25 protein-coding genes are annotated in these 26,334 nt (G+C 31.8%); all 25 read right to left on the bottom strand.

The window, feature by feature from the left end; translation table 11 throughout:
* Positions 1-73 precede the first annotated feature (73 nt).
* Entirely contained in the window at positions 74-655 is a 582-nt protein-coding gene (locus BMX10_RS01315) for a tRNA 5-(aminomethyl)-2-thiouridylate-methyltransferase MnmM (protein WP_090438114.1), read from the bottom strand.
* A gap of 13 nt (positions 656-668) precedes the next feature.
* Positions 669-1,118, bottom strand: a complete 450-nt coding sequence (locus tag BMX10_RS01310) for a GNAT family N-acetyltransferase (RefSeq protein ID WP_090438112.1) — start codon at positions 1,116-1,118, stop codon at positions 669-671.
* 59 nt (positions 1,119-1,177) lie between these two features.
* Positions 1,178-1,879: a pseudouridine synthase gene (locus tag BMX10_RS01305; RefSeq protein WP_090438109.1), complete on the bottom strand. Its 702-nt coding sequence runs from the start codon at positions 1,877-1,879 to the stop codon at positions 1,178-1,180.
* A 137-nt stretch (positions 1,880-2,016) separates the two neighbouring features.
* The gene (gene asnS, locus BMX10_RS01300; protein WP_208976092.1) at positions 2,017-3,315 is read right to left on the bottom strand and encodes an asparagine--tRNA ligase; all 1,299 of its coding nucleotides are present in this window, start codon (positions 3,313-3,315) and stop codon (positions 2,017-2,019) included.
* A gap of 35 nt (positions 3,316-3,350) precedes the next feature.
* Entirely contained in the window at positions 3,351-4,823 is a 1,473-nt protein-coding gene (purB, locus tag BMX10_RS01295) for an adenylosuccinate lyase (protein WP_090438106.1), read from the bottom strand.
* Between the two features lie 72 nt (positions 4,824-4,895).
* Positions 4,896-6,089 carry a pyridoxal phosphate-dependent aminotransferase gene (locus BMX10_RS01290; protein WP_330387764.1) on the bottom strand — a complete coding sequence of 398 codons (1,194 nt, stop codon included), beginning with the start codon at positions 6,087-6,089 and terminating at the stop codon, positions 4,896-4,898.
* Positions 6,090-6,255: 166 nt separating this feature from the next.
* Positions 6,256-6,633, bottom strand: coding sequence for a PadR family transcriptional regulator (locus tag BMX10_RS01285; RefSeq protein ID WP_208976091.1), 378 nt, complete (start codon positions 6,631-6,633; stop codon positions 6,256-6,258).
* Positions 6,634-6,648: 15 nt separating this feature from the next.
* Entirely contained in the window at positions 6,649-7,473 is an 825-nt protein-coding gene (locus BMX10_RS01280; protein ID WP_090438101.1) for a PHP domain-containing protein, read from the bottom strand.
* 288 nt (positions 7,474-7,761) lie between these two features.
* The gene (locus tag BMX10_RS01275) at positions 7,762-8,022 is read right to left on the bottom strand and encodes a stage V sporulation protein S (RefSeq protein WP_090438098.1); all 261 of its coding nucleotides are present in this window, start codon (positions 8,020-8,022) and stop codon (positions 7,762-7,764) included.
* Positions 8,023-8,235: 213 nt separating this feature from the next.
* Complete coding sequence (gene rny, locus BMX10_RS01270) at positions 8,236-9,777, bottom strand: ribonuclease Y (RefSeq protein ID WP_244272612.1); 1,542 nt, start codon at positions 9,775-9,777, stop codon at positions 8,236-8,238.
* 406 nt (positions 9,778-10,183) lie between these two features.
* Positions 10,184-11,212: a recombinase RecA gene (recA, locus tag BMX10_RS01265; protein WP_090438093.1), complete on the bottom strand. Its 1,029-nt coding sequence runs from the start codon at positions 11,210-11,212 to the stop codon at positions 10,184-10,186.
* A gap of 187 nt (positions 11,213-11,399) precedes the next feature.
* Complete coding sequence (gene pgsA / locus BMX10_RS01260) at positions 11,400-11,936, bottom strand: CDP-diacylglycerol--glycerol-3-phosphate 3-phosphatidyltransferase (RefSeq protein ID WP_090438090.1); 537 nt, start codon at positions 11,934-11,936, stop codon at positions 11,400-11,402.
* Positions 11,920-13,287 carry a 30S ribosomal protein S12 methylthiotransferase RimO gene (gene rimO, locus BMX10_RS01255; RefSeq protein ID WP_330387763.1) on the bottom strand — a complete coding sequence of 456 codons (1,368 nt, stop codon included), beginning with the start codon at positions 13,285-13,287 and terminating at the stop codon, positions 11,920-11,922. Before rimO ends, pgsA begins: the two co-directional genes overlap by 17 nt.
* Positions 13,277-14,308 (bottom strand): tRNA 2-selenouridine(34) synthase MnmH, encoded by a 1,032-nt coding sequence (gene mnmH / locus BMX10_RS01250; RefSeq protein ID WP_090438086.1) that lies wholly within the window; start codon positions 14,306-14,308, stop codon positions 13,277-13,279. Before mnmH ends, rimO begins: the two co-directional genes overlap by 11 nt.
* Before the next feature lie 46 nt (positions 14,309-14,354).
* The gene (locus BMX10_RS01245) at positions 14,355-16,658 is read right to left on the bottom strand and encodes an FtsK/SpoIIIE family DNA translocase (protein ID WP_090438084.1); all 2,304 of its coding nucleotides are present in this window, start codon (positions 16,656-16,658) and stop codon (positions 14,355-14,357) included.
* Positions 16,659-16,874: 216 nt separating this feature from the next.
* A complete protein-coding gene (locus BMX10_RS01240) occupies positions 16,875-17,594 on the bottom strand; it encodes a ClpP family protease (protein ID WP_090438081.1) in 720 nt (239 codons plus the stop codon).
* Positions 17,595-17,723: 129 nt separating this feature from the next.
* The gene (locus tag BMX10_RS01235; protein WP_090438077.1) at positions 17,724-17,987 is read right to left on the bottom strand and encodes a YlmC/YmxH family sporulation protein; all 264 of its coding nucleotides are present in this window, start codon (positions 17,985-17,987) and stop codon (positions 17,724-17,726) included.
* 247 nt (positions 17,988-18,234) lie between these two features.
* Positions 18,235-19,470: a M16 family metallopeptidase gene (locus BMX10_RS01230; protein WP_090438074.1), complete on the bottom strand. Its 1,236-nt coding sequence runs from the start codon at positions 19,468-19,470 to the stop codon at positions 18,235-18,237.
* A 68-nt stretch (positions 19,471-19,538) separates the two neighbouring features.
* On the bottom strand, positions 19,539-20,267 hold the full coding sequence (locus BMX10_RS01225; RefSeq protein WP_090438071.1) for a polysaccharide deacetylase family protein: 729 nt from the start codon (positions 20,265-20,267) through the stop codon (positions 19,539-19,541).
* A gap of 178 nt (positions 20,268-20,445) precedes the next feature.
* Entirely contained in the window at positions 20,446-22,566 is a 2,121-nt protein-coding gene (locus tag BMX10_RS01220) for a polyribonucleotide nucleotidyltransferase (RefSeq protein WP_090438068.1), read from the bottom strand.
* 215 nt (positions 22,567-22,781) lie between these two features.
* Positions 22,782-23,045, bottom strand: coding sequence for a 30S ribosomal protein S15 (rpsO, locus tag BMX10_RS01215; RefSeq protein ID WP_090438064.1), 264 nt, complete (start codon positions 23,043-23,045; stop codon positions 22,782-22,784).
* Between the two features lie 83 nt (positions 23,046-23,128).
* A complete protein-coding gene (locus BMX10_RS01210; protein ID WP_090438061.1) occupies positions 23,129-24,070 on the bottom strand; it encodes a bifunctional riboflavin kinase/FAD synthetase in 942 nt (313 codons plus the stop codon).
* 19 nt (positions 24,071-24,089) lie between these two features.
* On the bottom strand, positions 24,090-24,974 hold the full coding sequence (gene truB, locus BMX10_RS01205) for a tRNA pseudouridine(55) synthase TruB (RefSeq protein WP_090438058.1): 885 nt from the start codon (positions 24,972-24,974) through the stop codon (positions 24,090-24,092).
* A gap of 9 nt (positions 24,975-24,983) precedes the next feature.
* Positions 24,984-25,955: a DHH family phosphoesterase gene (locus BMX10_RS01200; protein ID WP_170834628.1), complete on the bottom strand. Its 972-nt coding sequence runs from the start codon at positions 25,953-25,955 to the stop codon at positions 24,984-24,986.
* On the bottom strand, positions 25,936-26,325 hold the full coding sequence (gene rbfA, locus BMX10_RS01195; RefSeq protein ID WP_244272590.1) for a 30S ribosome-binding factor RbfA: 390 nt from the start codon (positions 26,323-26,325) through the stop codon (positions 25,936-25,938). The genes BMX10_RS01200 and rbfA overlap by 20 nt, the downstream gene beginning before the upstream one ends.
* Positions 26,326-26,334 lie beyond the last annotated feature (9 nt).

The raw sequence follows: 26,334 nt of genomic DNA, 5'->3' as shown, positions 1-26,334 counted from the left end.
ATACACTATTTTTATATTATTACAATTTATTCCTAGCCATATCTTATCTATTTTCCATAGTATAACAAATTTATTATTTGTTTTTTTCAATAAGTACAATAATCGGTGGATTTTTCTCTTTATTTAAGTAACTACACTGCATTACTGTATATTCACTACTATTTAAATTATTTACATAGTCCATTAGACGTTGTTTTTCCTCTAAGCCACCAATGTGTCCATAATAAATTACTATAGATATAATCCCTCTAGCTTGTAATAACGATAAAGCTGCGGACAAAGCTTGTATCGTAGTAGAATTTTGGGTAATTATTTCTTTATCTCCATTTGGTAGATACCCTAAATTAAACATGGCCACGCTAATTGGCTCTTTTACATATTGTCCTATATTTTCATGTCCATCATGGATTAATCGAATACGATTAGAATCAATTGCTATATTGTTTTCTATCAACATTTCTTTAGTTCTCTCTAAAGCCAATTTTTGAATGTCAAAAGCATAAACAACACCCTCTTCTCCTACTTGTTCATGAAGAAATAAGGTATCATAGCCATTTCCCATCGTTCCATCAATTACTGTACTTCCTTCAGGTATTCGATTTATTAATAAGTTATGAACAAAATTAGTTGCCTTCAAAAAGCTTACGTATTTCATTTTACACCTCAACCTATTTTTTACAACCTTTTATAAAAAATGAAGAAATATTACAAAAGAAGGTTTGATTTTGGTCATATTGATTAAAATAACCTTGGTAACCTTTGGGGGCCTTTACATCTTTCATTAGTAATAGGCCTTCTTTTTTATAGAAATTACTCAAATTATCATTACCCTCGATTACTGTAAATGAATACCCATTACTTAGCACATAGTTCAAAGTGGCTCTTAAAATCCCATCACCTAAACCTTGTCCTCTTTCTTCTTTATTTACATACATTCTCTTTATCACAGGTAGCATTTTTTCATAAAATGTTATTTCAGCAAATCCTAGTGGAGTATTTTCATCTAAAGCTGCTATGTATTCGCTGGATGAGATAGCTTCTTTAAAAAATTTACACTCTTCATAGTAAGTAGACAATACTTTCATTTCTGAGTCGCTAATTTTTTTGATGACAATCATTCCCTCTACTCCTTACACCTTACATATTTTTTCCTATACTTGATTCAACAGTTTTTTACTTATGATTTTAAATATTCTATTTCTTTCTCAGTCAAATATCTCCATTTTCCGGTAGGTAGTTTTTCTAGACGTATATTACCTATTGCTACTCTCTTTAAAGCCATAACAGGGTGCCCAATAGCCTCACACATTTTTCTTACCTGCCTATTTTTTCCTTCCCTGATAATAATTTTTAAGATGCAATTGTTTTTTTCTTCTTTAACATGCTCTACTTTCGCTGGTAAGGTAACATAATCTTCTATTGGTATACCATTTCTTAGCATCTCTAGTTTTCTAGAAGTTGGTTTCCCTTGTACCTTTACTAAGTATGTTTTTTCAACTTTATATTTGGGATGAGTTAATTTTAATGTTAATTCTCCATCATTCGTAAGTAATAACAATCCACTGGTATTGTAGTCTAGTCTTCCAACTGGAAAAATTCTAGTTGATATATCAACTAGGTCTGTTACTTTCTTTCTATTAAATTGATCGGAAGTAGTTGTTATATATCCTATAGGCTTATTTAATAATACATAAATATTTGTTTTTTGTGGGGTAATTACTTTATCGTTAATTTTAACAGCATCTTTATCAGGCTCTATAACATATCCCATTTCAGTTATTACTTCATCATTTACCTTAACAATCCCCGTCTTTATTAACTCTTCACTTTTTCTTCTTGAAGCTATACCACAAGATGCTAGATACTTTTGTAGTCGCATGCATATCACTCCTCTATACCAAGAAATCCTTTATTTATTATTCTCAATTTCTCTAAAAAACTTCTAGGTAATACAAAAACTAATTATATTATTCTAAATAAATACAATTAGTTTTTGTCATATCTTATTTCTTAAACTTAAGGATAAACTCTGTTTAATGTTCTCGCAAATGGTATGGTTTGTCTGATGTGTTCAATGCCACAAATCCATGCTACTGTTCTTTCAAGACCTAAGCCAAATCCTGAGTGAGGCACTGAACCATAACGTCTTAAATCTAGATACCACTCATAAAGTTCTTGAGGTAAATTTTCTTCTTGTATTTTTTTCAAAATCAAATCTAGATCATGTATTCTTTCTGAGCCTCCAATGATTTCACCATATCCTTCAGGAGCAATTAAATCTGCTCCTAATACAACCTCTGAGTTATTTGGATCTGGCTGCATGTAGAAAGCTTTCATCTTTGTTGGAAAATGTGTTATAAACACAGGTTTATCAAACTGTTCCGCTATATATGTTTCATGAGGTGCACCAAAATCATCTCCCCATTCAAACTCAAAATCAGCTTTCTTTAACATTTCTACAGCATCAGTATAAGAAATTCTAGCGAATGGCGCCTTGATGCTTTCTAACTTTGTAATGTCTCTATCTAATACTTTCAGTTCATATTGTTTATTTTGGAGAACTTTTTGAACGATATATTCTATCATTTCCTCTTGAATTTTTAGGTTACCTTCAAAATCAACAAAGGCCATTTCTGGTTCTACCATCCAAAATTCGTTAAGATGCTTTCTAGTTTTGGACTTTTCTGCTCTGAAGGTTGGTCCAAAGCTATAAACTTTACCAAAGGCCATTGCAGCTGCTTCTGCATAAAGCTGTCCAGTTTGAGATAAATAGGCATTTTCTCCAAAATAGTCAATTTCGAATAATTCTGTTGTTCCCTCGCAGCTTGAAGGGGTTATAATAGGTGGTTCTACTAAAATAAAGCCTCTCTCATGAAAAAATAAACGAATAGCTAGATTTATTTCATCACGAATTCTAAGGATTGCATTTTGTTTTGGTGTTCTCATCCATAGATGTCTATGATCCATTAAAAAGTCAGTTCCATGCTCCTTTAACGAAATAGGATACCCTTCTTCTGCAATAGTTAATGGCTTTACATCCTTTACTAATAACTCAAATCCACTTTTAGCTCTATCATCCTTTTGTACGATACCTATTACTTCTATGGAGGATTCTTGTGTCAGTTCTTTGCATACTTTGAAAACCTCCTCTTCCACTTGATTTTTAACAACTACTCCTTGCAGAAAACCTGAACCATCTCTTATTTGTAAAAAGTGTATTTTACCACTAGAGCGTTTGTTATATAGCCAGCCTCTTAGTAATATTTCTTGTCCATCATATTTACTTATTTCTTCTATTGTTGTAAAAATAGCCATTGGCTACACCTCCATATTTCTTGTATCTTTGTATTTTAGACTGTTAGGTCAATTTCAACTCCAATTAGTTCTTTATTAGCTTCTAAAACTGGATAAACATATTCTCCTAAAAATTCAGTCACCTGTTGTGGTGCTCTACCAATATAGTTTACTGGATTCATTATTTCATTTACTTCATTTTCAGTAAGATTAAAAGAATCATCTTGAAGGATACGTTGTATAAGATCATTTTCTTTACCTTCAATTTTTACTTGCTTAGCAGCCTCCATAGAATGTATTCTTATTTTCTCATGCAATTCCTGTCTATCTCCTCCATTTTTAACAGCTTCCATTAAAATATTTTCTGTTGCCATAAATGGCAACTCCTTTTCAATATGTTGATTAATCATATTTTCATATACTACTAAACCATCACAAACATTTATTGCAATTTCTATGATTGCATCCGTGGCCATAAATCCTTCAGGTATTGTAATTCTTCTATTGGCAGAATCATCTAAGGTTCTTTCAAACCATTGGGTGGATTCAGTCATAGCTGCATTCTGTGTAAGTACTATAACATGTCTAGCTAATGAAGCAATTCGTTCGCTTCTCATAGGGTTTCTTTTATATGCCATAGCAGATGAGCCTATTTGTTTTTTTTCAAAAGGTTCTTCCATTTCCTTTAAGCTTTGTAACAAACGGATATCATTGGTCATTTTATGAAGGCTTTGAGCAATTCCACTAAGAACAGATAATACTTCATAATCTAGTTTCCTAGTATAGGTTTGTCCAGTAACAGGATATGTTTTTTCAAAGCCCATTTTTTCAGTTATTTTCTTTTCTAATAGCTTTACTTTATTTTCATCATTATCAAATAGTTTCATAAAGCTAGCCTGTGTTCCAGTAGTGCCTTTTGCACCTCTAAGCTTCATTTTCATTAGTTGGGTTTCGATATTCTCAAAATCCATTAGTAAATCGTGCAACCATAATGTAGCTCTTTTACCTACAGTTGTTAACTGTGCTGGCTGAAAATGCGTAAATCCTAAAGTAGGTAGTGCTTTATAAGTATCGCAGATTTTTGTAAGGACATATAAAAGATTTACCAATTTCTTTTTAATTAATAGTAACGCGTCCCTCATAACAATAACATCAGTATTGTCACCTACAAACGCACTTGTAGCGCCTAAATGTATAATTCCCTTTGCCTTTGGAGATTGTTCACCATAGGCAAAGACATGGGCCATTACATCATGTCTAATTTCTTTTTCCTTTTTTCTAGCAACATCATAGTTGATTTTGTCTTGGTTAGCTTTTAACTCTTGTATCTGCTCATGCGTAATAAGTAGACCTAGCTCCTGCTGAGCTTCTGCCAAAGCAATCCATAGCTTTCTCCAAGTGATAAATTTATTATCAGCAGAAAATAGATAATTCATATCTTTACTAGTATATCTTTCCGTTAACGGATTCTGATATATTGATGAATTCAAAATAAAACTTCTCCTTTCTAAATAATGCCTATTTATCATATCAGTGAATTCCTTCTAAAACCCAGTACCTTGACGTATTTTCTAGACGTTTCGGTAACTGGGTTTTATATGCTATATGTTTAAGTAATTATCGATTCGATTAAGTCCCTCTTTAATATTTTCTAAGGAGGTGGCATATGATAGACGCATAAAGTTATCTGCCCCAAAAGCTAAGCCTGGTACAATAGCTACTTTTGCATTATCTAATAGCATTTCAGCAAAGTCTATTGAATTTTCTATTTTTTTCCCTTTTACTTCCTTGCCAATCCATTTAGAGATATTCATCATAACATAAAATGCACCTTTAGGAGTAATACATGACAAATCTTTAATTTCATTTATTCTATTCACCATAAAACTTCTTCTCTCATCAAAGGCTTTTCTCATTTCTTCTATTGAGAATTGGTCTCCTCGTAATCCTTCAATACTTGCATATTGAGCTATTGTATTAGGGTTTGATGTAGCGTGGCTCTGAATATTTCCCATGATTTTAGCGATTTCTACTGCTGAGGCTGTATAACCAATCCTCCAGCCTGTCATTGCATATCCTTTAGACATACCATTAATTACAATTGTTCGTTCTTTAATTTCATTGTTTAGGCTGGCAATACTGATATGTTTTTCCCCATCATATACTAGTTTTTCATAAATCTCGTCAGCTACAATAATAATATCATTCTTTATGGCGATTTTAGCTATTTCTTCTAATTCTTCTTTTGAATAAACAGATCCAGTTGGGTTAGATGGACTATTTAAAATAATAGCCTTTGTATTTTTAGTAATGGCAGACAATAAATCTTCTTTTCTGAGTTTAAACTCATTTTCTTCATTACATTCTATAAATATAGGTGTTGCATCTGCCATTTTAACTAATTCTGGATAGCTTACCCAATAGGGTATAGGAATAATAACCTCATCCCCTGGATTGCATATAGCCTGAAAAATATTGTAAAGAGAATGCTTTGCACCATTAGATACTATAATATTTTCTGGCTGATAGCTTAAATTGTTTTCCTTTTGGAGTTTTTCACAAATAGCTTTTTTAAGATCTGGCAGTCCAGATGCAGCGGTATATCCTATAGAACCATTTTTTATTACTTCTACAGCAGCATTCTTAATATTACTGGGTGTTTGAAAATCTGGCTCTCCTACCCCGAAACTAATTACATCGATGCCATCGGCTTTCATTTGTTTTGTTTTAGCATCAATAGTTAATGTTACTGATGGTGCGATATTTAGATTCTTTTTAGAAAGTGTAATATTCATTTATTCCCCTCCACAACAAATTATATTTTCTTGAAAAATCAAATAATACATATTTCTATATTATTCCTTTCATACCTTATATTTTATCAAATTTTTATCTATAGGGACAGTATCAAAAAATAATTTTTCTCATAATGCTTTTTTAATGGCATAGGTTGAAAATGTACTATTTATCACCATATATGTCTTTTAAGGTATTCTTAATGATAATTAGTGAGTCTAGTAAGACAGGCTCATATATCCTTTTTATACTTTTATAATGTTCTATTCCTTCATCTGTTATACGATAGTGTCTAATAGATCTTTTATCTGGTTCCTTCCACCATCCTTTAATGTGATTATTGCTTTCCAATTCTCTTAATAAAGGATAAATCATTCCTGGGCTTGGCTCCCATTTTTCGTTCAATCTAGTTCTTATTTCTTCAATTATCTCATTTCCATAAAAACTTTTTTGTGAAAGCAAATGAAGAATATAAAGCTTCACAAATTGAGTTGTGCTTATTTTAGATGGAAATTGCCGGTTTCTCTCGTTTTTGATTATCATAATATAATCCTCTCCTCATAACACTTTAAATATTTTCGATATATCCTTTAGAGGCATTTTTTCCGTGCCTAAGTCACCATGCCCTTTATCTTCTATAGGAGGACTATGAAAATCAGATCCTGCAGTTACAATTAGTTGGTACTCATTTGCTAGAGCCAAGTATTTTATATTGTCTTGCTTTTTATGCTCTGGATGATATACTTCTATACCATCTACTCCTTTTCTTAGTATGTTTAACAATATGCCATGATTCTTTATAAGACCTGGATGTGCTACTACAGCTATCCCCCCAACTTTATGTATAAGGTCTATTGCTTCAAAAGGTGTTAATTTATATCTTGGAACATAAGCAGGACAGCCCTTGCTTAAGTATTTTACAAATGCTTCCTGTAGATCCTCTATATAACCTTTTTTAACTAAGGCCCTAGCCACATGTGGTCTGCCAATGACACCTTGCTTTGACATAGCTAGTATCTCATTATAGGTTATATCTATATCTAGTCCCTGTAGCTTTTTAACCATTTTTTTTACTCTATTCATTCTTTGATTTTGAATAAGCATTAGTGTATCCAAAAGCTCTTTTGACTTATAATTAATATTATAGCCTAATATATGAACTTCTTCACCTGAATCTTCAGTACTTAACTCTACTCCTGGAATTATTGTGAAATCAGATAATTGACTACAACAGACCTTCGCTTCCTTGATCCCCGCTATAGTATCATGATCTGTTATTGCAATTCCAGCTAAGCCTTTAACTATTGCATACTGAATAAGTTGAGTTGGGGTAAGTGTACCATCTGAAGCGGTGGTATGGGTATGCATGTCTATATACTTCATATTATTGCTCCTTAAAATTATTGATTCATTAGTTTTCTTAATTATTGCCAAATATACACTGCCTAATGCTATAAATTATTTTAAAAAGCCTACTAATAACAGTAGGCTCTTCAACTTTTTTCTATTCATCTTGAAATTATTGTTGGGTCTACCTCTTATGATAAACATGGTAAGTAGCTAAAACATTGAACTACTTATCTGATAGAAGTAGATAATTGAGCACTTTATCTTGAAATAACTTAAAGTAAAATATAGTAAGATACAAATTCATTTAAATTAATTTTATTTTTATCGTGGTTCTATAATTAATTTTATAGCAGTTCTTTCTTCACCGTCTATCTCAATATCTGTAAATGCTGGGATACATATTAAATCAATCCCACTAGGAGCTACAAATCCTCGTGCAATTGCTACTGCTTTTACTGCTTGGTTTAGAGCGCCAGCTCCAATAGCTTGGATTTCAGCAGTTCCTCTTTCTCTAAGAACGCCTGCTAATGCTCCTGCAACAGAATTTGGTTTTGATTTTGCTGATACTTTTAATACTTCCATTTTAAAAGCCCCCTTTAATATAATGTGTTATACTATAATTAAATAATTTATCCTATTAATATTCTACTTAATTTTAAAAATACCTGCATTTTTCATAAAATTTCGTAAAATTATTGTGTAATTATAAGAAAATGACCTTAGAGGCAGATAACATTTATTTGTCCTTATAATGCTTTTATTTGCAAAAATAAAAAACTGTTATATAACAGTTTTTTATTTTGCATATTCTATTGCTCTAGTTTCTCTTATAATATGAACTTTTATTTGACCAGGATATTCTAACTCACCTTCGATGCGCTTCGTCATGTTTCTAGCTAATACAACAATTTCTTCATCATTATATTGCTCTGGTTTAACCATAATTCTTACTTCTCTTCCAGCTTGTATTGCAAAAGATTTTTCAACCCCATCATAACTGTCTGCAATTTCTTCAAGTTTCTCTAAACGTTTAATATAAGATTCTAAAGTTTCACGCCTAGCCCCTGGTCTTGCAGCAGATATTGCGTCGGCAGCAGTTATTAACACTGCTTCTATTGTTTCTGGCTCATAGTCACCATGATGTGTTGACATAGCATGTATTACATCTTTTGATTCTTTATACTTTCTAAGAAGTTCCATTCCTATCTCTACATGAGTGCCTTCTATTTCATGATCTACAGCTTTCCCAATATCATGTAACAAACCAGCTCTCTTTGCTAATTTTACATCCACGCCTAGCTCCGCAGCCATAATCCCAGCTAAATACGAAACTTCAATAGAATGTTTTAATACGTTTTGTCCATAGCTTGTTCTGTATTTTAGCCTACCTAATAACTTTATAAGCTCTGGATGAAGACCATGAACACCTGTATCAAACGTAGCTTGTTCACCTTCTTCTTTTATAATATTATCAACTTCTTTTTTTGCTTTTTCTACCATTTCTTCTATTCTAGCAGGATGAATTCTCCCATCAACAATTAGCTTTTCTAAAGCCAACCTTGCTACTTCACGTCTTATGGCGTCAAAACCTGATAGTATTACTGCTTCAGGGGTATCGTCAATAATTAAATCTATACCCGTTAAGGTCTCTAGGGTTCTGATATTTCTTCCTTCTCTTCCAATTATTCTACCTTTCATTTCATCGTTAGGTAATTGAACAACTGTAACTGTAGTTTCTGCTACATGATCTGCTGCACATTTCTGAATTGCATAAGTAATGATTTCTTTTGCTTTCTTCTCAGCATCTTCTTTAGCTTTAGTTTCTATATCCTTAATCATAATTGCTGCTTCATGCTTTATTTCTTTTTCTATGTCGCTAAGAAGTAATTCACGTGCTTCTTCTGATGTCAAGTTAGACAATTCTTCTAGTTTTTGAATTTCTTTTTCATATAACAATTGTATTTCTTTCTGCTGATCTTCTAAATCCTTCAATTTCTTATTTAGCTTTTCGTCTTTATGCTCCAGAGCATCTGACTTTTTATCTAATGATTCTTCTTTTTGTATCAGTCTTCTTTCAATTCTTTGTAGTTCATTACGCCTTTCTCTACTTTCTCGTTCAAATTCATTACGAAGTCTATGAACTTCCTCTTTTGCTTCTAGCAGAATTTCTTTTTTGGACGTCTCTGCATCCTTTTCAGCTTCTTCTATAAGCTTTTTCGCCAATTCTTCAGCGTTATTAATCTTACCCTCCGCAATGCTTTTTCGAATAAAATAGCCGATAAGGCATCCTACTATAGCAGCAACTAAAACTATAAGTGTGATTAGACCATTATTAATACGTGGACACCTCCTTTATTAAGTTTTTAGATCATATATACTTCGATTGGATAAATAAAACCTTTGTCTTTAAAAGTTCAAGTAAAATCACCTAAATACAATGATTTGATATTATTGTATATCTTTTTTTATATTGTGTCAAGTTAGATTGCTTTTTATGGACAATAATAGAATTTATCTTTACCATTTATTAGCATTTTATTCAGAGCTGTTATTATCAACTATCTAGTACATTAGTTTTAGTTCAGTTTTAGTAATTCTGGAGGTTTTAATAGTTTCATATTTAATAATAGGAAAAACTCAGTACCCTTAACGTATAAACAATACATAAGAGTGCTGAGCTTTTGGAAGCATGACAGAAAGCGAAGGTTTTGCAATAACATTAACAAAAGCTAACGAGTCTTTTTTACCCTTCACTTTCTATAACTTCATCCTTTGGTTTTTCGTTAATTTGTGGTAAATCATAATGCTTTCTTATAGTATTTTCTACTTCTACATATATATCTGGGTTTTCCAAGAAGAACTGCTTTGCATTCTCTCTCCCTTGACCTAGCCTGTGTTCTCCATAGCTATACCAAGCCCCAGCCTTTTTGACAATATCAAGATTGGTTGCTACATCTAACACATCTCCTGCTTTTGAAATTCCTAGTCCATACATGATATCAAATTCAGCCTGTCTAAAAGGAGGTGCTACCTTATTTTTCACAACCTTTACTCTCGTTCTGTTACCCAATATATCATTTCCCTGCTTAATTATATCTATTTTTCTTACATCCAAACGAACAGAAGCATAGAACTTCAATGCCCTACCACCAGGAGTTGTTTCGGGATTTCCGAACATCACACCAACTTTTTCTCTTAATTGATTAATAAATATAGTGGTTGTCCTAGATTTATTAACGGCACCTGCTAATTTCCTCAGGGCCTGAGACATTAATCTAGCTTGTAAGCCAACGTGAGTATCTCCCATTTCACCTTCTATTTCTGCCTTTGGTACTAGTGCAGCGACTGAATCAATAACAACTACATCAACAGCACCACTTCTCACCAATGCTTCAGCAATTTCTAATGCCTGCTCTCCTGTATCTGGTTGAGAAACTATTAGGTTATCAGTATCTACACCTAGCTTTCTAGCATAAGCTGGATCTAAAGCATGTTCAGCATCTATAAAAGCTGCTGTACCTCCATTGTTTTGTGCTTCTGCAACAATATGTAAAGATACTGTTGTTTTACCTGAAGATTCTGGGCCGTATACTTCAACAATTCTACCTCTTGGAACCCCACCTATTCCTAAGGCGATGTCCAAATCAATTGAACCAGTAGAAATACATTCTAGATTCAATTTTGATTCCTCACCTAATTTCATAATCGAACCTTTACCGAACTGTTTTTCGATCTGATTAATAGCCATTTCCAATGCTTTTTTCTTTTCCATAGCAATCCAGAACTTCGTCTGGCTCACCTACCTTTCATAGTTTTCGAACAAATGTTCTTATGTCATTATATCTTATTATTCACAAATGGTCAAATGTAAATTGAAACTAAAATGAAACTAAATAGTTTATGCCTCTAAGCTTTTTAAAATAGTCTAGAGGCAAAAATATACATTACTATAAAGATTTTTAGTGCTTTAAAATATGCTTATTAATTCTAATATAATCTACTCCAGATATAATAGTAAAGATAACTGCTACCCAAACCATAATAGTGTCAAAAGGGAAATTGATATATTTAAATGGAAAGTTATCTACCAATATTGCAATAATTGCTACGATTTGAGTAATGGTTTTTAATTTACCCCACCAACTAGCCGCAATAACAACTCCTTCAGCAGCCGCTACAGCCCTAAGAATACTAATAGTAAATTCTCTTGCTATAATAATAACTACTACTAAAGCTGATAATTTACCCATCTGTACTAAAGATATTAGTGCAGCTGAAACTAATAATTTATCTGCTAATGGATCCATAAACTTCCCCAATGTTGTGATTTGATTTTTTTTTCTAGCAACATATCCATCTAATGCATCTGTGATAGCAGCTATTATAAATATTACTGCAGCAATTTCTACACCATAGGGAATTCTATTTAGCAAGAACATCATAAAGACTGGTATTAAAATGATTCTCAAGCAAGTCAATTTATTGGCTAAATTCATCTATTCTCTCTCCTATCAAATCATACTCTAGTGCATTATTAATCTTAACTTTAATAATGTCACCAGGCTTTAATGATGATTTTGATTGAATATATACTACACCATCTATATCTGGTGCATCACCTTTTGTTCGTCCTAAATACTCATTGCTTCCATCTAATTTTTCTTCTACTAATACTTCTATTAATTCTCCAATTTTTCCTTTGTTTTTTTCAAGAGAAATTTGTTGTTGTATTTCCATAATTTTTTTCTGTCTTAAATCCTTAACATCTTTAGGAACTTGATTAGACATTTTAGCAGCTGGAGTATTTTCTTCCTGAGAGTAAGCAAAAGCACCTAACCGCTCAAACTTTATTTCCTTTATAAAGTCTACTAATTCATCGAAGTGTTTTTCTTCTTCTCCTGGGAAACCAATAATTAAGGAGGTTCTGATAACAATGTTAGGAATTCGCTTCCGTAGTCTGTTAATCACTTCAATTAGTTTATCTTTTGTTGTTCTTCGATTCATTTTCTTCAATATTTCATTACTACAATGCTGTATAGGTATATCAATGTATTTACATATGTTGTCATGTTTTGCAATCGTATCAATCAGCTCATCAGTGATCATCTCTGGATAACAATACAGTATTCTTATCCATTCGATACCATGTATCTTGCTTAATTCTTCTAATAATTTCGGTAGCATATATTCCTGATATAAATCTATTCCATATCTAGTTGTATCTTGAGCAATCAAAATTACTTCTTTAACTCCTTTTTGTGCTAATTTTTCTACTTCTCTAGTGATGTTTTCTATTTTTCTACTTCTATATTTACCTCTCAATTTAGGTATAATACAATAGGTACAATAGTTATTACACCCATCAGAAATTTTAACATATGCACTATAAGAAGGTGATGTTTGAAACCTTGGTAAAGATTCATCATATACTCTATCTATATTACCTATCCTAATAGTTTTATTACCCTGTAAGCTTTCATGAATAACATCAATTATTTCACTGTAGTCTCCAGTACCGATAATCGCGTCTACCTCCGGTAGTTCTTTTAGCAGTTCATTAGCATATCTCTCGCCTAAACAACCCGTAACAATTAGTAGTTTGAGTTTCTCTTTTTTTAATATGCCCATTTCAATAATCTTATTTACTGACTCTTCTTTTGCTGTGTCAATAAATCCACAGGTATTAACAATAATTATATCAGCTTTAAATTTATTGGTTGTTAGTTTATAGCCATACTTATTTAGTAAGCCCAGCATTATTTCTGCATCAATTAAATTTTTAGAGCATCCTAGGGATTCTAAATAAATAGTTAAATTCATATTTACATCTACCTTTCTATCTACCATAATAGTCTTCTATTTTATCTACTGCCTTATCAATTCTATCATAGTTTATGAATAAATCATAATTATATTTTTTAAAGGAAGACTTATATAATGGGTCATAATAATTTAGGATTAATTCTTTTATAACTTTTTCATGTTGCTTATTTTGAATTAATTCTACATATCTAGCTATATTTTTATCTCCCATTCGTTTTCTTAAGTGTGCGATGCATTCCTTCAAATATTCATCACCATTTGGTAGTTTAATAACATAGTCATTTACTAATCTTTTTATTCTGTTCTCCACTGATGTTTCTATATAAACATGCTTTCCAGCATTCAAAAGCCTATATAATTCCTTAGGAATAACCACATTTCCTATTCTTCTACTTTCACTTTCTACTACAATAGTTTTGTTACTTGCTTTTATTAAAGCATCTATGATTGAAGCTTCAAAAGTTTTTTGATTAATAGTTCTTTCAAAATAGCCGATACTTCCAAATACTGAGCCTGTATTTTGTGCCATTTGTTCAAAGTTTAAAATAGGAATGTTTCTTGCAGCTAGTTCCTTCAATATTTCAGTTTTTCCAACACCTGTGTATCCATGCAGTACAATAAACTGGTGATAATGATCAATATTACGAAAATAATCTAAGGTGAATTTACGTAGAGCCCTATATCCTCCTTCTAATTGGAAGACAGTTACACCTAGTGTATCCAAAAGATTGGTAACGGAACTGCTTCTTAATCCTCCTCTAGAGCAAAAAATTATGATGTCTTTTTTCGCTTCACATAATTCTATGACTTTTTTATATAAAGGTGGCAGCTTTATTGCAGTAAACTCCAAGCCTTTTATTATTGCATCATTAACACCTTGACTTTTGTAGATTTTGCCTACCTCTATTCTCTCTTCATCATTGAATAGAGGCATATTTATTGCATTGGGAATTGTACCCTCATTAAATTCATAAGGGGATCTTACATCAATAAAGATTTTTTCATCTTTATTAAATACATCACTAACATTAATAGTTCTAATCATAAGTTTTTCACCTGCGTATATATAACTTTCTATAATAAGTATATTTTTATGAACTTCGCTCCTCTATTACTGTTTCTTTGTCAATAAGTACTTGTCTTGGTTTACTTCCTTCATGAGGACCAACAATTCCTTTAGCTTCCATTTCATCAATCAGTCTTGCGGCTCTGTTGTATCCTATCTTCAGTTTTCTTTGTAGCATTGAAATAGAAGCCTGTTGATTCTCTATAACTATCCTTAAAGCATCATTAAATAACTCATCTGTATCAGTATCTTCCTGAATAGTATTATTCTTATCAATTTTATCAATTATTTCAGCTTCATAACTGGGTATTTCAATTTGCTCTTTTATAAAAGATACTACCCTTTCAACCTCTTTTTCTGAGACAAAAGCTCCCTGTATTCTTATTGGCTTACTTGCACCAATTGGATGAAATAGCATATCACCTTTGCCCAATAATTTCTCTGCCCCTCCCATATCTAATATCGTTCTAGAATCAGTTTGTGAAGCAACTGAAAATGCAATTCTCGATGGTATATTGGCCTTAATAACTCCTGTAATAACATCTACTGATGGTCTTTGAGTTGCTATTATTAAATGAATCCCTGCTGCTCTAGCCATTTGAGCTAATCTACATATAGCATCCTCCACATCGTTAGGTGCCACTAGCATTAAATCTGCTAATTCATCTATAACTACTACAATATAAGGCAGCTTGTTATCGCTAGATTTATCATTGTACCCTGCAATATCTTTGACACCATTTTCTCCAAACATTTTATATCTTTGCGTCATCTCCTGCACCGCCCAATTTAAAGCTCCGGTTGCCTTTTTGGGGTCTGTCACAACAGGAATCAACAAATGAGGAATACCATTATACTGGTTTAATTCTACAACTTTTGGGTCAATTAGCAACAATCTAACATCCTCCGGAGTTGTCTTATACAGTAAGCTAAGTATTAATGTATTTATACACACACTTTTGCCTGATCCTGTAGCTCCAGCAATTAATAGATGAGGCATTTTGCTGATATCAGTAATAACTGGGCTTCCAGAAATATCTTTTCCTAGCGAAAATGCTAAATTCGCCGTTGATGATTGATAATTATCGCTATCAATAATTTCTCTTAAGGTTACAGTAGCTATATCCTCATTAGGTATTTCAATTCCAATAGCAGCTTTTCCAGGAATAGGTGCTTCAATTCTTATGGCAGGAGCTGCTAAATTTAAGGCTATATCATCGCTTAAACTAACGATTCTACTAACTTTTACACCTATACTTGGTTGTAGTTCATATCTTGTAATAGTAGGTCCTTTACTAACTTGTAATACTTTAGCCTGCACGCCAAAATTTTTCAAGGTTTCCTCCAATATCTTAGCCTTTGAAAAAATCTTTTTCTTATCATCTTTATTAGGAATATAATCTATTTTGTTTAGCAAATCGCTGCTTGGCAAATCATACACTATCTTATCATTAGTATTATATCCTTCAACGCCAATAACTAAAGGGGTGCTTTTATTTTCATTGTTTTCTTCTGGATTATTATCACACCCTGAAAAATCTTCTTCTATAGCTTCTATTGGTTGATTATTAATAGCAGTATAATCTAATATTTTTATCTTTTCATCAACACTCTTCTCATTGATTCCAATATCTTGTTCTAATGATATCTGTTTTTTATTATTGCCCTCTTCCATTGATATACTATCTTCTATGTTTTGAACAGTATTCTTATCCTTGGATAAAAATGTCTTAAAATGTAAAAATAATTTACTGCTATAAATTTTGATTTTCTTTGCGGATTCTAATAAAGAAATTTTAGTATACATGATTAAGGAAATAAGAAATAAAGCAGTAATTATGATATAGCTTCCAACTTGTCCAAATAAATTTACTAAAACATATGTTGCAGCTACTCCAAAAATCCCTCCACCAATCCCCTCGGCGCCTCTGTCAAAGATGATCTTAGTTGATTGAAAAAATCCGTAGTTAGATATTTCTTCGATAAATTCTATGTCAAGTAAGGACTTAAATATTAATAAACATAAGAATATTAAAGAAAAGAATAAAACGCCTTTTAGTTCTTTCCAAAAAGGTTTATCAATAAACATTAAAACACCAAACAAAACTAACCCATAAGGCAGTAGCAGAGCAACATTAGAAAATAAGCCCATCAACAAATACTCCAGACCCTTGCCTACTTTTCCAGCGCTATTACTATGTAATGCTGTTAAAAGAATTAATCCTAACGCAATGGTGAAAATTCCATATATTTCATTGTTAAATTGATTCTTAAAGAGAGTAAATTTCTTATTAATCTGCTTGTTTTTTTTAGTATTTTTTCTATTCAAAATATTCACCCCATCAATATATATAGTAAATTATAAATCTTCTAGCTTTGATCTGCTATGTGTAAATCCGTTATATTAATTATAGCGCAGAACTCTGCGCTATAATTAATACTTTTATAATAATTTTACACCATAATGATTAATTCTACAAATCATATATTTCAAATACTAAGAAAAGTGTTAATCTGTAGCATTAACACTTTTTAAAAAAATTAATTATTCTTTTCTTTCTTTAATCAATTGCTGGAGTTTTTCCATAGCTTTGTTTAATCCACCTACTTCATCAATTAACTTGTATTTTACTGCATCTTCTCCTATAAGTATACTGCCTACATCATTTGCTAGTTCATCAGTTGAATTCATTAACTCCATCAATGCTGTTTTTGTAATCCCAGATGTTCTAATAACAAAATCAGTAATCCTATCCTGCATTTTAGAAAAATACTTAAAGGTTTGTGGTATACCTATAACAAGTCCTGTCATTCTAATGGGATGAATGGTCATAGTAGCTGTAGGAGCTATGAAGGAATAATCCCCTGAGGTAGCTAATGGAACACCTATACTATGACTGCCTCCTAATACTAGGGTTACCTTCGGCTTAGATAGACTGTGTATAAGTTCTGATATTGCTAATCCTGCTTCTACATCCCCCCCCACTGTATTAAGGATCACTAACATGCCTTCAATATTAGGATTTTCTTCTACTGCAACCAATTGGGGAATAATATGCTCATATTTTGTAGTTTTATTCTGAGGAGGTGCTACTGTATGCCCTTCAATATGTCCTATAATTGTAATAGTATGAATTTTTTCATCCGCTTTAGGTATTTCAGGCGTTCCTAAAGTATTAATGTTTGCTAAATCAGGACTTATAGCTTGTTTTATTGAATCTTCTTTTCCTTCTTTATTTTTTGTATCTGATTTATTATCCTTCATCATAATTCACCTCTAATATTTTTTTTGATGCTAATATTATTTTTACCTTTTAATGATCAACTATTCTTATTCTAGAATTATGATGGATTTTTCTAATAATGTTTCTTTCATTCTAAATAGTTTCATAATCTATAAAGAATATTTTCTCTTTTTTTCATCCTCTAGTTCTATTATGATCATATCATTACCAATTTTCTTAACAGCTTCCCAAGGTATTTCTAAAAGTGAGTTGCTAGCAAAAAAATTAAATAAGTTTTTTTCATCAGGTATTAGTAACGCAACAATTTTTCCTGTTTTTTCATTTATTAATAAATCCGATTCTGCAATAATTCCCAAGCGACTTCCATCACATAAATTTACAATTTCTTTGCCACCTATTGTACTAAATCGCATAAGTCATTCTCCTCCTCTTCTTTTATTTCTATGTATTTATTCTTATCACAAGTTTTAAACTACACGATGTATGAGTTTCCAACAGAAAATTTCATAAATAAATCTATGTTCATTTACATGTTGGTTATTTCCTTAGGAAAACTTGTCTTAACAAATATATTAATCGAAAATATAAAATATTCATTATCATTTATGATAATATTTTTTATGACTGAATGGGGCAAAAAAATAAGGCTAGTAATTAACCTTATTCTCTTTCATCTGCTTTTCCTACTACTGTTAAAGTAACCTTATTTAAGTCAATAATCTCTTTAATTATCTTTTCAGTATCCTCCAACTTTACTGCATCAATCTTCTCAATGATTTCTTTAGGACTATATATTTTTTTCAATAATAGCTCTGATTTACCTATTGACGTCATTCTGCTACTTGTACTCTCTAATCCCAGAATATAATTGCCTTTTAACTGCTCCTTAGATTTATTTACTTCTAAAGCTGATAACCCGCTTATCCTTAGCTCTTCTAGTTCATTAAATATTAACCTTTTAACCTCTTCCAATAAATCAGGATTCATGCCAGCATAAATGGTTAATAGACCTCCTCCTTTATAAGTAGATGGGTAAGAGTAGATGGAGTAAACCAGTCCTCGCTCTTCCCTAATATTTTGAAATAGTCTAGAGCTCATACTTCCTCCTAAGATATTATTAACTACTAGTAAAGGATATAACTTATTTTCCCCTAGGGTTATCCCTTTAAAGCCTAGGCAAAGATGGGTCTGTTCAATATCCTTAGTCTTATAAAATTCTCCATAATTATATTTCGAAGTTTCTTCTTTTAATGCTAGACTTTTTGATTCTTTCCAATGTCCAAATTTACTTTCTATTGTTCTTAGTAAGTTATCCTCATCAAAATTACCTGCTACAGATATTACAGCATTGTTTGGTACATAATACTTATTCATATGTTCAATAATACTATCCCTATTAATCTTATTAAGGGATTCATTAATTCCCAGGATAGGAAGGCCTAATGCACTATTTTTAAAAATAGATTGGTATAATAAATCGTGAACTAAATCTTCTGGTGAATCTTCATACATACTTATTTCTTCATAAATAACACTTTTTTCCTTTTGCATATCATCTTTGTCAAACTTAGAATTAAAAAGCATATCTGCTAATAGATCAATAGCTAGCTCATAATGAGAATCTAATACCTTTGTATAATAACAAGTACATTCTTTACTGGTAAAGGCATTAATTTGTCCTCCTATGCCATCTATTGTCTCTGCAATTTCTTTGGCAGTTTTGGTAGTTGTCCCTTTAAATAGCATATGCTCAATAAAATGAGAAATTCCATTATTTTCACTTGTTTCATGCTTCGATCCTGTTTCAATCCAAACTCCGATAGATATCGATTTTACAAAAGGAATATGCTCTGTAACTATTCTTAATCCATTGTCTAGTGTATATCTCTTATACATTTTATCCTCCTATGTAAGTATTTTCATGTACAATATAAATTATAATTCAGTTAGGCAACATATGCAACCTAATCCCCTATTACATCACTTACTCTTCCAACCTGTAAGTTCTTGCTCTGAAGTTCATCTATAAGTATAGGAATGGCTTTTGCAGTTTCTGGCATAGGGTGCATCAATATGATTCCACCTTTATGATCAGGTTTTTCCATAACTCTCTTTACAATAATATCTTTTGTGCTACCTTGTCGCCAGTCTATAGTATCTATAGACCATAAAATTGTTTTATAACCTAATTCCTCAGCTGCCATTAGTGTATATTGATTATAAGCTCCTGATGGAGGTGCAAATAGAGTAGGCTTAGTTTCTATATGTTGCATAATTACTATCTCTGCATCTTTAATTTGTTTTTTATTATGTTCCAATGATAATTTACTATAATCTAGATGTTGATAACCATGGCTACCAATTTCATGCCCTGCCTTAACAATGGTTTCAAATAGTTGAGGATAAGCCTTAACCCACCTTCCTGTTACAAAAAATGTGATTTTTATATTTCTTTCTTCCAATATTTCTAGTATATCTGGTATTACTTCATTGCCCCAGTCTACATTACATGCAAATGCTATATAATTACTTTTTTCATTCCCTTGCTCTATTGGCTTGTTGAGAACATAGGTTGTAGTTACTGAAGTATGGTTTTTGTTATGATTGATTACGATACTCGTTACAATTATTAGTATTATTACCATGATTAAAATAATACCTTTTAGTGCTTTTTTATTTACAATTACTATCATCTACTCTCTCCTCCTATAAACTATGGTTTTGATACTATACTATTCCAAAACCTGGGAGTTATTCTTTGGAAAGAGATATTCTTCTATTTTTCATAAGTAAACCACATTCAGAGTAATTTTTTTATGATTCAATGTTATTATCTTTAAAATCATAAAAAAACATAAACCTTTTTTGGGTTTATGCTTTCTTATCATTCTCTTGTTTATTTTCTTTATTCGTTGGTTTAGGTAATAATGCTTTGTGAGATAAGTTTATCTTTCCTTGGGGATCAATTTCCATTACTTTTACATCTATTTCTTGTCCTACTTTTAACACATCTTCTACTTTATTCACTCTCTCATGAGCCAGATGTGATATATGAACTAACCCTTCTTTACCAGGCAAAATCTCTACAAATGCACCAAAATTCATTATTTTTATGACTCTGCCTTTGTATATCTCTCCTATTTCAGGGTCCTTCACTATATTTTCAATAGTTTTTAGCGCCTTTTCACCTAACTCTTGGTTTTCAGCCGCAATATAAATGGTTCCATCATTTTCAATGTCAATCTTCGCACCAGTTTCTTCAATAATTTTGTTTATTATTTTTCCACCAGTTCCAATAACATCTCTAATTTTGTCTGGGTTAATTTTCATCCTGAAAATTCTTGGTGCATATGGTGAAAGTTCTGGTCGAGGCGTATCTATTACTTCCTTCATTTTGTCCATAATATGTAACCTTCCAACCCTTGCCTGTTCCAATGCTTTTTCCATGACTTCTTTTTCCATACCATGGATCTTAATATCCATTTGAATTGCTGTAATACCTTTTTCAGTACCTGCAACCTTAAAATCCATGTCCCCTAAAAAGTCTTCCATTCCTAGAATATCTGATAAAATTGCCACTTTGTCATTTTCTTTAACTAATCCCATTGCAATACCTGCTACCATACTTTTGATAGGGACCCCTGCATCTAAAAGTGATAATGTACTGCCACATACACTTGCCATTGAAGAAGATCCATTAGAGCCTAATACCTCTGATACTAAGCGTATTGTATAGGGAAACTCATCCTGTGATGGAATCATAGGCTCTAAAGCTCTTTCAGCTAAAGCACCATGTCCTATTTCTCGCCTACCTGGACCTCTTAAAAATCTTACTTCACCAACACTGTAGGGTGGGAAATTATAGTGATGCATATATCGTTTTGATTCTTCTTCTCCCAAGCCGTCTAAAATTTGTACTTCTCCTAATGCTCCAAGAGTTGCAACATTTAAGACCTGTGTTTCTCCTCTAGTAAACAAACTAGAACCATGAGTTTTAGGTAATATACTAACATCACAGGTAATCCCTCTAATTTCATCTAAGCCTCTATTGTCAGGTCTTTTTTGTTCATGAATAATCATACTTCTAAATTCTTCTTTAACAATACTGCCCAAAACCTCTTTTATATCTTTAGTGTTTTCTTCAAACTTTTCAGCAAAATGTTCTAAGGTTTCAGCTTTAATACCTTCAACCTTTTCATTTCGTTCGGTTTTATCAATGGTTTTAATTGCTTCTGCTAATTTATCTGTTGCATACTCTCTTACTAACTTATCGATTTCTTCGTCGATTTCAAATAGCACTACTTCTTTCTTAGGTTTTCCAACCTCCGCTACAATATCTTCAATGAAATCAACAATTCTTTTTATTTCTTCATGACCTGCTTCAATTGCATCTAATACCTGTTTTTCAGTTAACTCATTAGCGCCAGCTTCTATCATCATGACAGCATCTTTAGTTCCAGAAATAATGATATCTAGATCGCTAACTTGTCTTTCTTTACTGGTGGGGTTAATTATATATCTCCCATCAATCATACCAACTCTTACAGAGCCAGTAGGTCCAAGAAAAGGAATATCTGAGATGGAGAGGGCTATAGAAGAGCCAATCATTGCTACAATATCAGAAGAATGATCTTGATCTACTGATAGTACAGTAGCTATCACTTGTACTTCATTTCTATAACCTTTTGGAAATAATGGCCTGATTGGTCTATCAATTAACCTTGAGGTTAGAACTGCATTTTCTGAAGGTCTTCCTTCTCTTTTTATGAACCCACCAGGTATTTTCCCAGCTGCATATAATTTTTCTTCATAATCTACGCTAAGCGGGAAAAAATCTATTCCTTCTCTTGGTGTTTGAGAAGCACAAGCATTTACTAATACCGTTGTGTCTCCATACTTAAGCAAACAAGATCCATTTGATAATAAAGCCATTTTCCCTATCTCTACTTCTAGAGATTTGCCAGCTACTTCAGTTTTAAATGTTTTTATCATTTTAATGCATATCCTCCTTTCATATTTTGCCTTTGTTAATGTTACTACTCAAAATTATTATTACCTTTATGTATTGATATATTACTGTTTATTGTATGTCATTTTTTAAGTATTATGTAAGTCGACAAACCTTAGTATAATAAAAAAATACAAAGTATCTATCTTTAGGTTATAAAGCAACTTATAAATAATAGAGCGGGTAAACCCGCTCTACATTACTTTCTTAATCCTAATTTCTCAATAAGCTCTCTATATCTTTCTATGTTCTTTTCTTTGACATAGTTAAGCAGATTTCTTCTCTTACCTACCATTTTTAATAGACCTCTTCTTGAATGGTAATCTTTCTTGTGAAGCTTCAAATGTTCGTTTAAGTGATTGATTCTTTCAGTTAACAATGCTACTTGTACTTCTGGAGAACCAGTGTCACTATCATGAGTCTTGTAAGATTCTATGATGGTTAGCTTTTTATCTTTTTCCATAGTTTCACCTCCTTGTTTCATATCCCCTTATTCTAAGTAAATGTTGGTGAGGCAAATTACTGAGAATAGGTTCATAGCCTTAATTATTTTAACACATTTGTATTACTATGTAAATATGTTTTTATGTGTTTAATATCTTCATTAATTTGTTTTATTAACTCATTAGGGCTTTTGAAGATTATTTCTTCTCTAATTCTTTTAATAAAGGAAATATCTATAAATTGATGATATAGGTCCCCTTCATAATCTATAATAAAAGTTTCAATGGCTATTTTTTCTGATTTAAAAGTTGGTTTTGTTCCTATAAAGGTTGCTCCCATGTAGGTATTGTTATTTATGTTTATTAATGTAGCATACACACCTTCTTTTGGAGTAAGCTGTAATGGGTCAACATCAATGTTTGCTGTTGGATATCCAAGTTTTTTACCTCTGGCATCTCCATGAATAACCTTATTTCTAATAGAAAAAAATCTACCTAAAAAAGCATTAGCTTTCTCAACGTCCCCATTTTTTAAGTATTTTTTTATATTAGAGCTACTAACTTTTTCTTCATTTATTGTAACTGCATCCACCACACTAACTTGAAATCCATATTTTTCACCAAGTTTTTTTAGTAACTCAACATCACCTTGTGCTTTGTATCCAAAGCGATAATCAAAACCAACAACAGCTATTTTGCAATTAAGTACCTTAACTAGTATTTTTTCTACAAAAGCTTCCGGGGTCAAAGTCATCATTTCTTTGTCAAAGCTGTCTAAAAACAGCATGTCAACACCTAAGCCTTGAAATATTTCTTTTCTACTATTTAAATTTGTAATATACTGTATAGGCTGCTGATCAGCTATAACAGGTATTGTATGATTTATGAATGTATAGACACAGGATTCTAGTTTCTCTGGTTCACTTTTATCTAATAGATGCTCAATTAGTTTTTGGTGCCCTATATGAATACCATCAAAGTTTCCTAAAGCTACACTTCTTTCACGATTTGAATCAATTTGCTGATATTCTTCTATTACCTTCATATGTATACTCCTTTAAGCTCTAAATAAATAGTCTAGAAAATTTAATATATTTATTATTTTTATCCATTTCCTTAATAATACCAAGTCCAATAAAAGCATTATCTACATAAGCTCTTACCTCAGTCTCAATTGGGTACTGCTGTGAATAGTTCACTAGATTAATTTTATTACCGTTTAATGCAGCTTTTTTATCTCTAGCATCAATAGATAGAATAGGAAGATGATCTAAGGGGTAATCTATTGGTTTTAATAAAGCACTAATATCCTGGCATTTTTCTAATTCCTCTAAGGTAATGGCTGATGTAATATCAAACCTATTATTAGCTGTTCGCAACAAAAATGACATCATTCCACCACAGTTTAATTTCTCTCCGATATCATGACACAGGGTTCTAATGTAGGTTCCTTTTGAGCATACCACATCAAATAAAACAATATTTTCATTGATTTGAATTATATCTACTTCATGTATACATACTCTTCTTGGTTCTCTATCTACTTCGATCCCTTGTCTTGCTAAATCATAAAGCTTCATTCCATTCTTTTTTAATGCTGAATACATAGGTGGTATCTGGTGGTATTCCCCTAAAAAACCTATAATTTCCTTTTCTATTTCTTTAGGTGTGCTATTTACTTTTTTTGTTTCTATTACTGTTCCAGAGGCATCTTGTGTATCCGTCTTATATCCCAATGTCAATTCTGCCCGATACTTTTTTTTGCTATCCAAAAGATATTGAGAAATTTTTGTGGCTTGACCAATACAAACTGGCAGCACACCTGCAGCTTCTGGATCTAATGTTCCTGTATGGCCTACTTTCTTTATCCCCGTTATTTTTCTTACTCTTGCTACAACATTATGAGAAGTCATTGAAGGGGGTTTAAGAATATTAATAATTCCATTCAATTTGCATCATCACCAACCTAAATCAATTCGTATTTGTTTTTCAATCTTTTCTCTCGCCTCTTTTACATTGCCTTTTATAGTAGCACCTGAGGCTTTTTTGTGACCCCCACCACCAAATTTTTGAGCTAATGTACTGACATTAGCTTCTTGTTTTGATCTAAAGCCTGCTTTTACTTGGTTTCCTTCTATTTCTTTTAGCATGACAGCTATTTCTACGCCTTTTATATCACGGGCATAATTAATAACACTATCTATTTCATTAATTGTAACATTATACTCCTCTAACAGGTTATTGGTTATCATAATCATGGCAATTTTCCCATTAGAGGATATCTCCATATGCTTTAATATATGACCTAAAAATCTTATATTGTTGATAGATTTATTTTGATATAAATTGTAAGAAATATCATTTAGATTGATATTATAATTCATTAAATCCGCAGCTACGCGAAAAGTTTTAGCCGTTGTATTATCATAAACAAAGTTTCCTGTATCTGTTGCTAATCCAATATATAGACAAGTAGCAATATCCACATCAAGTTGCAATTGAAAATCTTCTAGTAGGTCATAAATAATCTCACATGTAGACGATGCATCTGACTGTAAAATATTAATGCTGCCAAATTCAGTATTGCTGATATGATGGTCAACATTTACGGTATTTTGACTTCTACTTAAAATACTTTGGCTATAACCTAGTCTTTGCAGATCACCACAGTCTAAGACAAAGCAAAAATCAAAGTCCATGTTATGGCTATTGTCATATGTGGTTATATATTTGTATCCTGGTAAAAATTTGTATTTTTGTGGAAAATCATCATTAATGAATATATAAACACTACCGCATATTTTTTTTAAGGCTAACCCTAAGCCTAAAAGAGAGCCCAAACTATCTCCATCAGGTTCTACATGAGAAATGACAGCTATGGTATTATTTTTTTCTACCAAGGCTAGTGGATTATTTTTCCAGGCTTTCATTGTCTTCATCCTCTTGTAATTTATCATTTTCACTGACTTTAGAAATCTTGTGATACATATCAATTCCTTTTTCTATTGATTCATCTAACTTAAAAACTATTTCTGGTGTATATCTTACCTTTATCTTTTTACCTACTTCTCGTCTCACATACCCTGAAGATTTTTCTAGACCTTTAATAGTTTCTGTTTTCTCATTTTCATTTCCCAATACACTTATATATACAGTAGCATATCTTAAATCTCTAGTGACATCTACTGCAACAATACTGGTCATAGATGAGATTCTTGGATCTTTTAGTTCATTACGTATGATATGACTTATATGTTTTTTCATTTCTTCATTTAGTCTGCTTGCTCTAGGATAAGCCAATGTATTCCT

This window comes from Natronincola peptidivorans, assembly GCF_900111615.1.
Lineage (GTDB): Bacteria > Bacillota > Clostridia > Peptostreptococcales > Natronincolaceae > Natronincola_A > Natronincola_A peptidivorans.
Note: the sequence above shows the minus strand (reverse complement) of the source record. Positions and strands in the feature narration are given on the sequence as shown.

What these genes read in the sequence shown, in the direction of transcription:
- asnS (WP_208976092.1), bottom strand. Translation starts at nt 3,315, where the DNA reads ATGGCTATTTTTACAACAATAGAAGAAATAAGTAAATATGATGGACAA.
- BMX10_RS01230 (WP_090438074.1), bottom strand. Translation starts at nt 19,470, where the DNA reads ATGTATAAGAGATATACACTAGACAATGGATTAAGAATAGTTACAGAG.
- BMX10_RS01200 (WP_170834628.1), bottom strand. Translation starts at nt 25,955, where the DNA reads ATGAAAGCCTGGAAAAATAATCCACTAGCCTTGGTAGAAAAAAATAAT.
- BMX10_RS01225 (WP_090438071.1), bottom strand. Translation starts at nt 20,267, where the DNA reads ATGATAGTAATTGTAAATAAAAAAGCACTAAAAGGTATTATTTTAATC.
- BMX10_RS01235 (WP_090438077.1), bottom strand. Translation starts at nt 17,987, where the DNA reads ATGCGATTTAGTACAATAGGTGGCAAAGAAATTGTAAATTTATGTGAT.
- BMX10_RS01290 (WP_330387764.1), bottom strand. Translation starts at nt 6,089, where the DNA reads ATGAATATTACACTTTCTAAAAAGAATCTAAATATCGCACCATCAGTA.
- BMX10_RS01210 (WP_090438061.1), bottom strand. Translation starts at nt 24,070, where the DNA reads ATGAAGGTAATAGAAGAATATCAGCAAATTGATTCAAATCGTGAAAGA.
- BMX10_RS01285 (WP_208976091.1), bottom strand. Translation starts at nt 6,633, where the DNA reads ATGATAATCAAAAACGAGAGAAACCGGCAATTTCCATCTAAAATAAGC.
- BMX10_RS01305 (WP_090438109.1), bottom strand. Translation starts at nt 1,879, where the DNA reads ATGCGACTACAAAAGTATCTAGCATCTTGTGGTATAGCTTCAAGAAGA.
- recA (WP_090438093.1), bottom strand. Translation starts at nt 11,212, where the DNA reads ATGGAAAAGAAAAAAGCATTGGAAATGGCTATTAATCAGATCGAAAAA.
- BMX10_RS01220 (WP_090438068.1), bottom strand. Translation starts at nt 22,566, where the DNA reads ATGATAAAAACATTTAAAACTGAAGTAGCTGGCAAATCTCTAGAAGTA.
- purB (WP_090438106.1), bottom strand. Translation starts at nt 4,823, where the DNA reads ATGATAAATAGGCATTATTTAGAAAGGAGAAGTTTTATTTTGAATTCA.
- BMX10_RS01280 (WP_090438101.1), bottom strand. Translation starts at nt 7,473, where the DNA reads ATGAAGTATATAGACATGCATACCCATACCACCGCTTCAGATGGTACA.
- rimO (WP_330387763.1), bottom strand. Translation starts at nt 13,287, where the DNA reads ATGGTAGATAGAAAGGTAGATGTAAATATGAATTTAACTATTTATTTA.
- BMX10_RS01275 (WP_090438098.1), bottom strand. Translation starts at nt 8,022, where the DNA reads ATGGAAGTATTAAAAGTATCAGCAAAATCAAAACCAAATTCTGTTGCA.
- rpsO (WP_090438064.1), bottom strand. Translation starts at nt 23,045, where the DNA reads ATGGAAAAAGATAAAAAGCTAACCATCATAGAATCTTACAAGACTCAT.
- mnmH (WP_090438086.1), bottom strand. Translation starts at nt 14,308, where the DNA reads ATGATTAGAACTATTAATGTTAGTGATGTATTTAATAAAGATGAAAAA.
- pgsA (WP_090438090.1), bottom strand. Translation starts at nt 11,936, where the DNA reads ATGAATTTAGCCAATAAATTGACTTGCTTGAGAATCATTTTAATACCA.
- BMX10_RS01310 (WP_090438112.1), bottom strand. Translation starts at nt 1,118, where the DNA reads ATGATTGTCATCAAAAAAATTAGCGACTCAGAAATGAAAGTATTGTCT.
- BMX10_RS01315 (WP_090438114.1), bottom strand. Translation starts at nt 655, where the DNA reads ATGAAATACGTAAGCTTTTTGAAGGCAACTAATTTTGTTCATAACTTA.
- BMX10_RS01240 (WP_090438081.1), bottom strand. Translation starts at nt 17,594, where the DNA reads ATGAAGGATAATAAATCAGATACAAAAAATAAAGAAGGAAAAGAAGAT.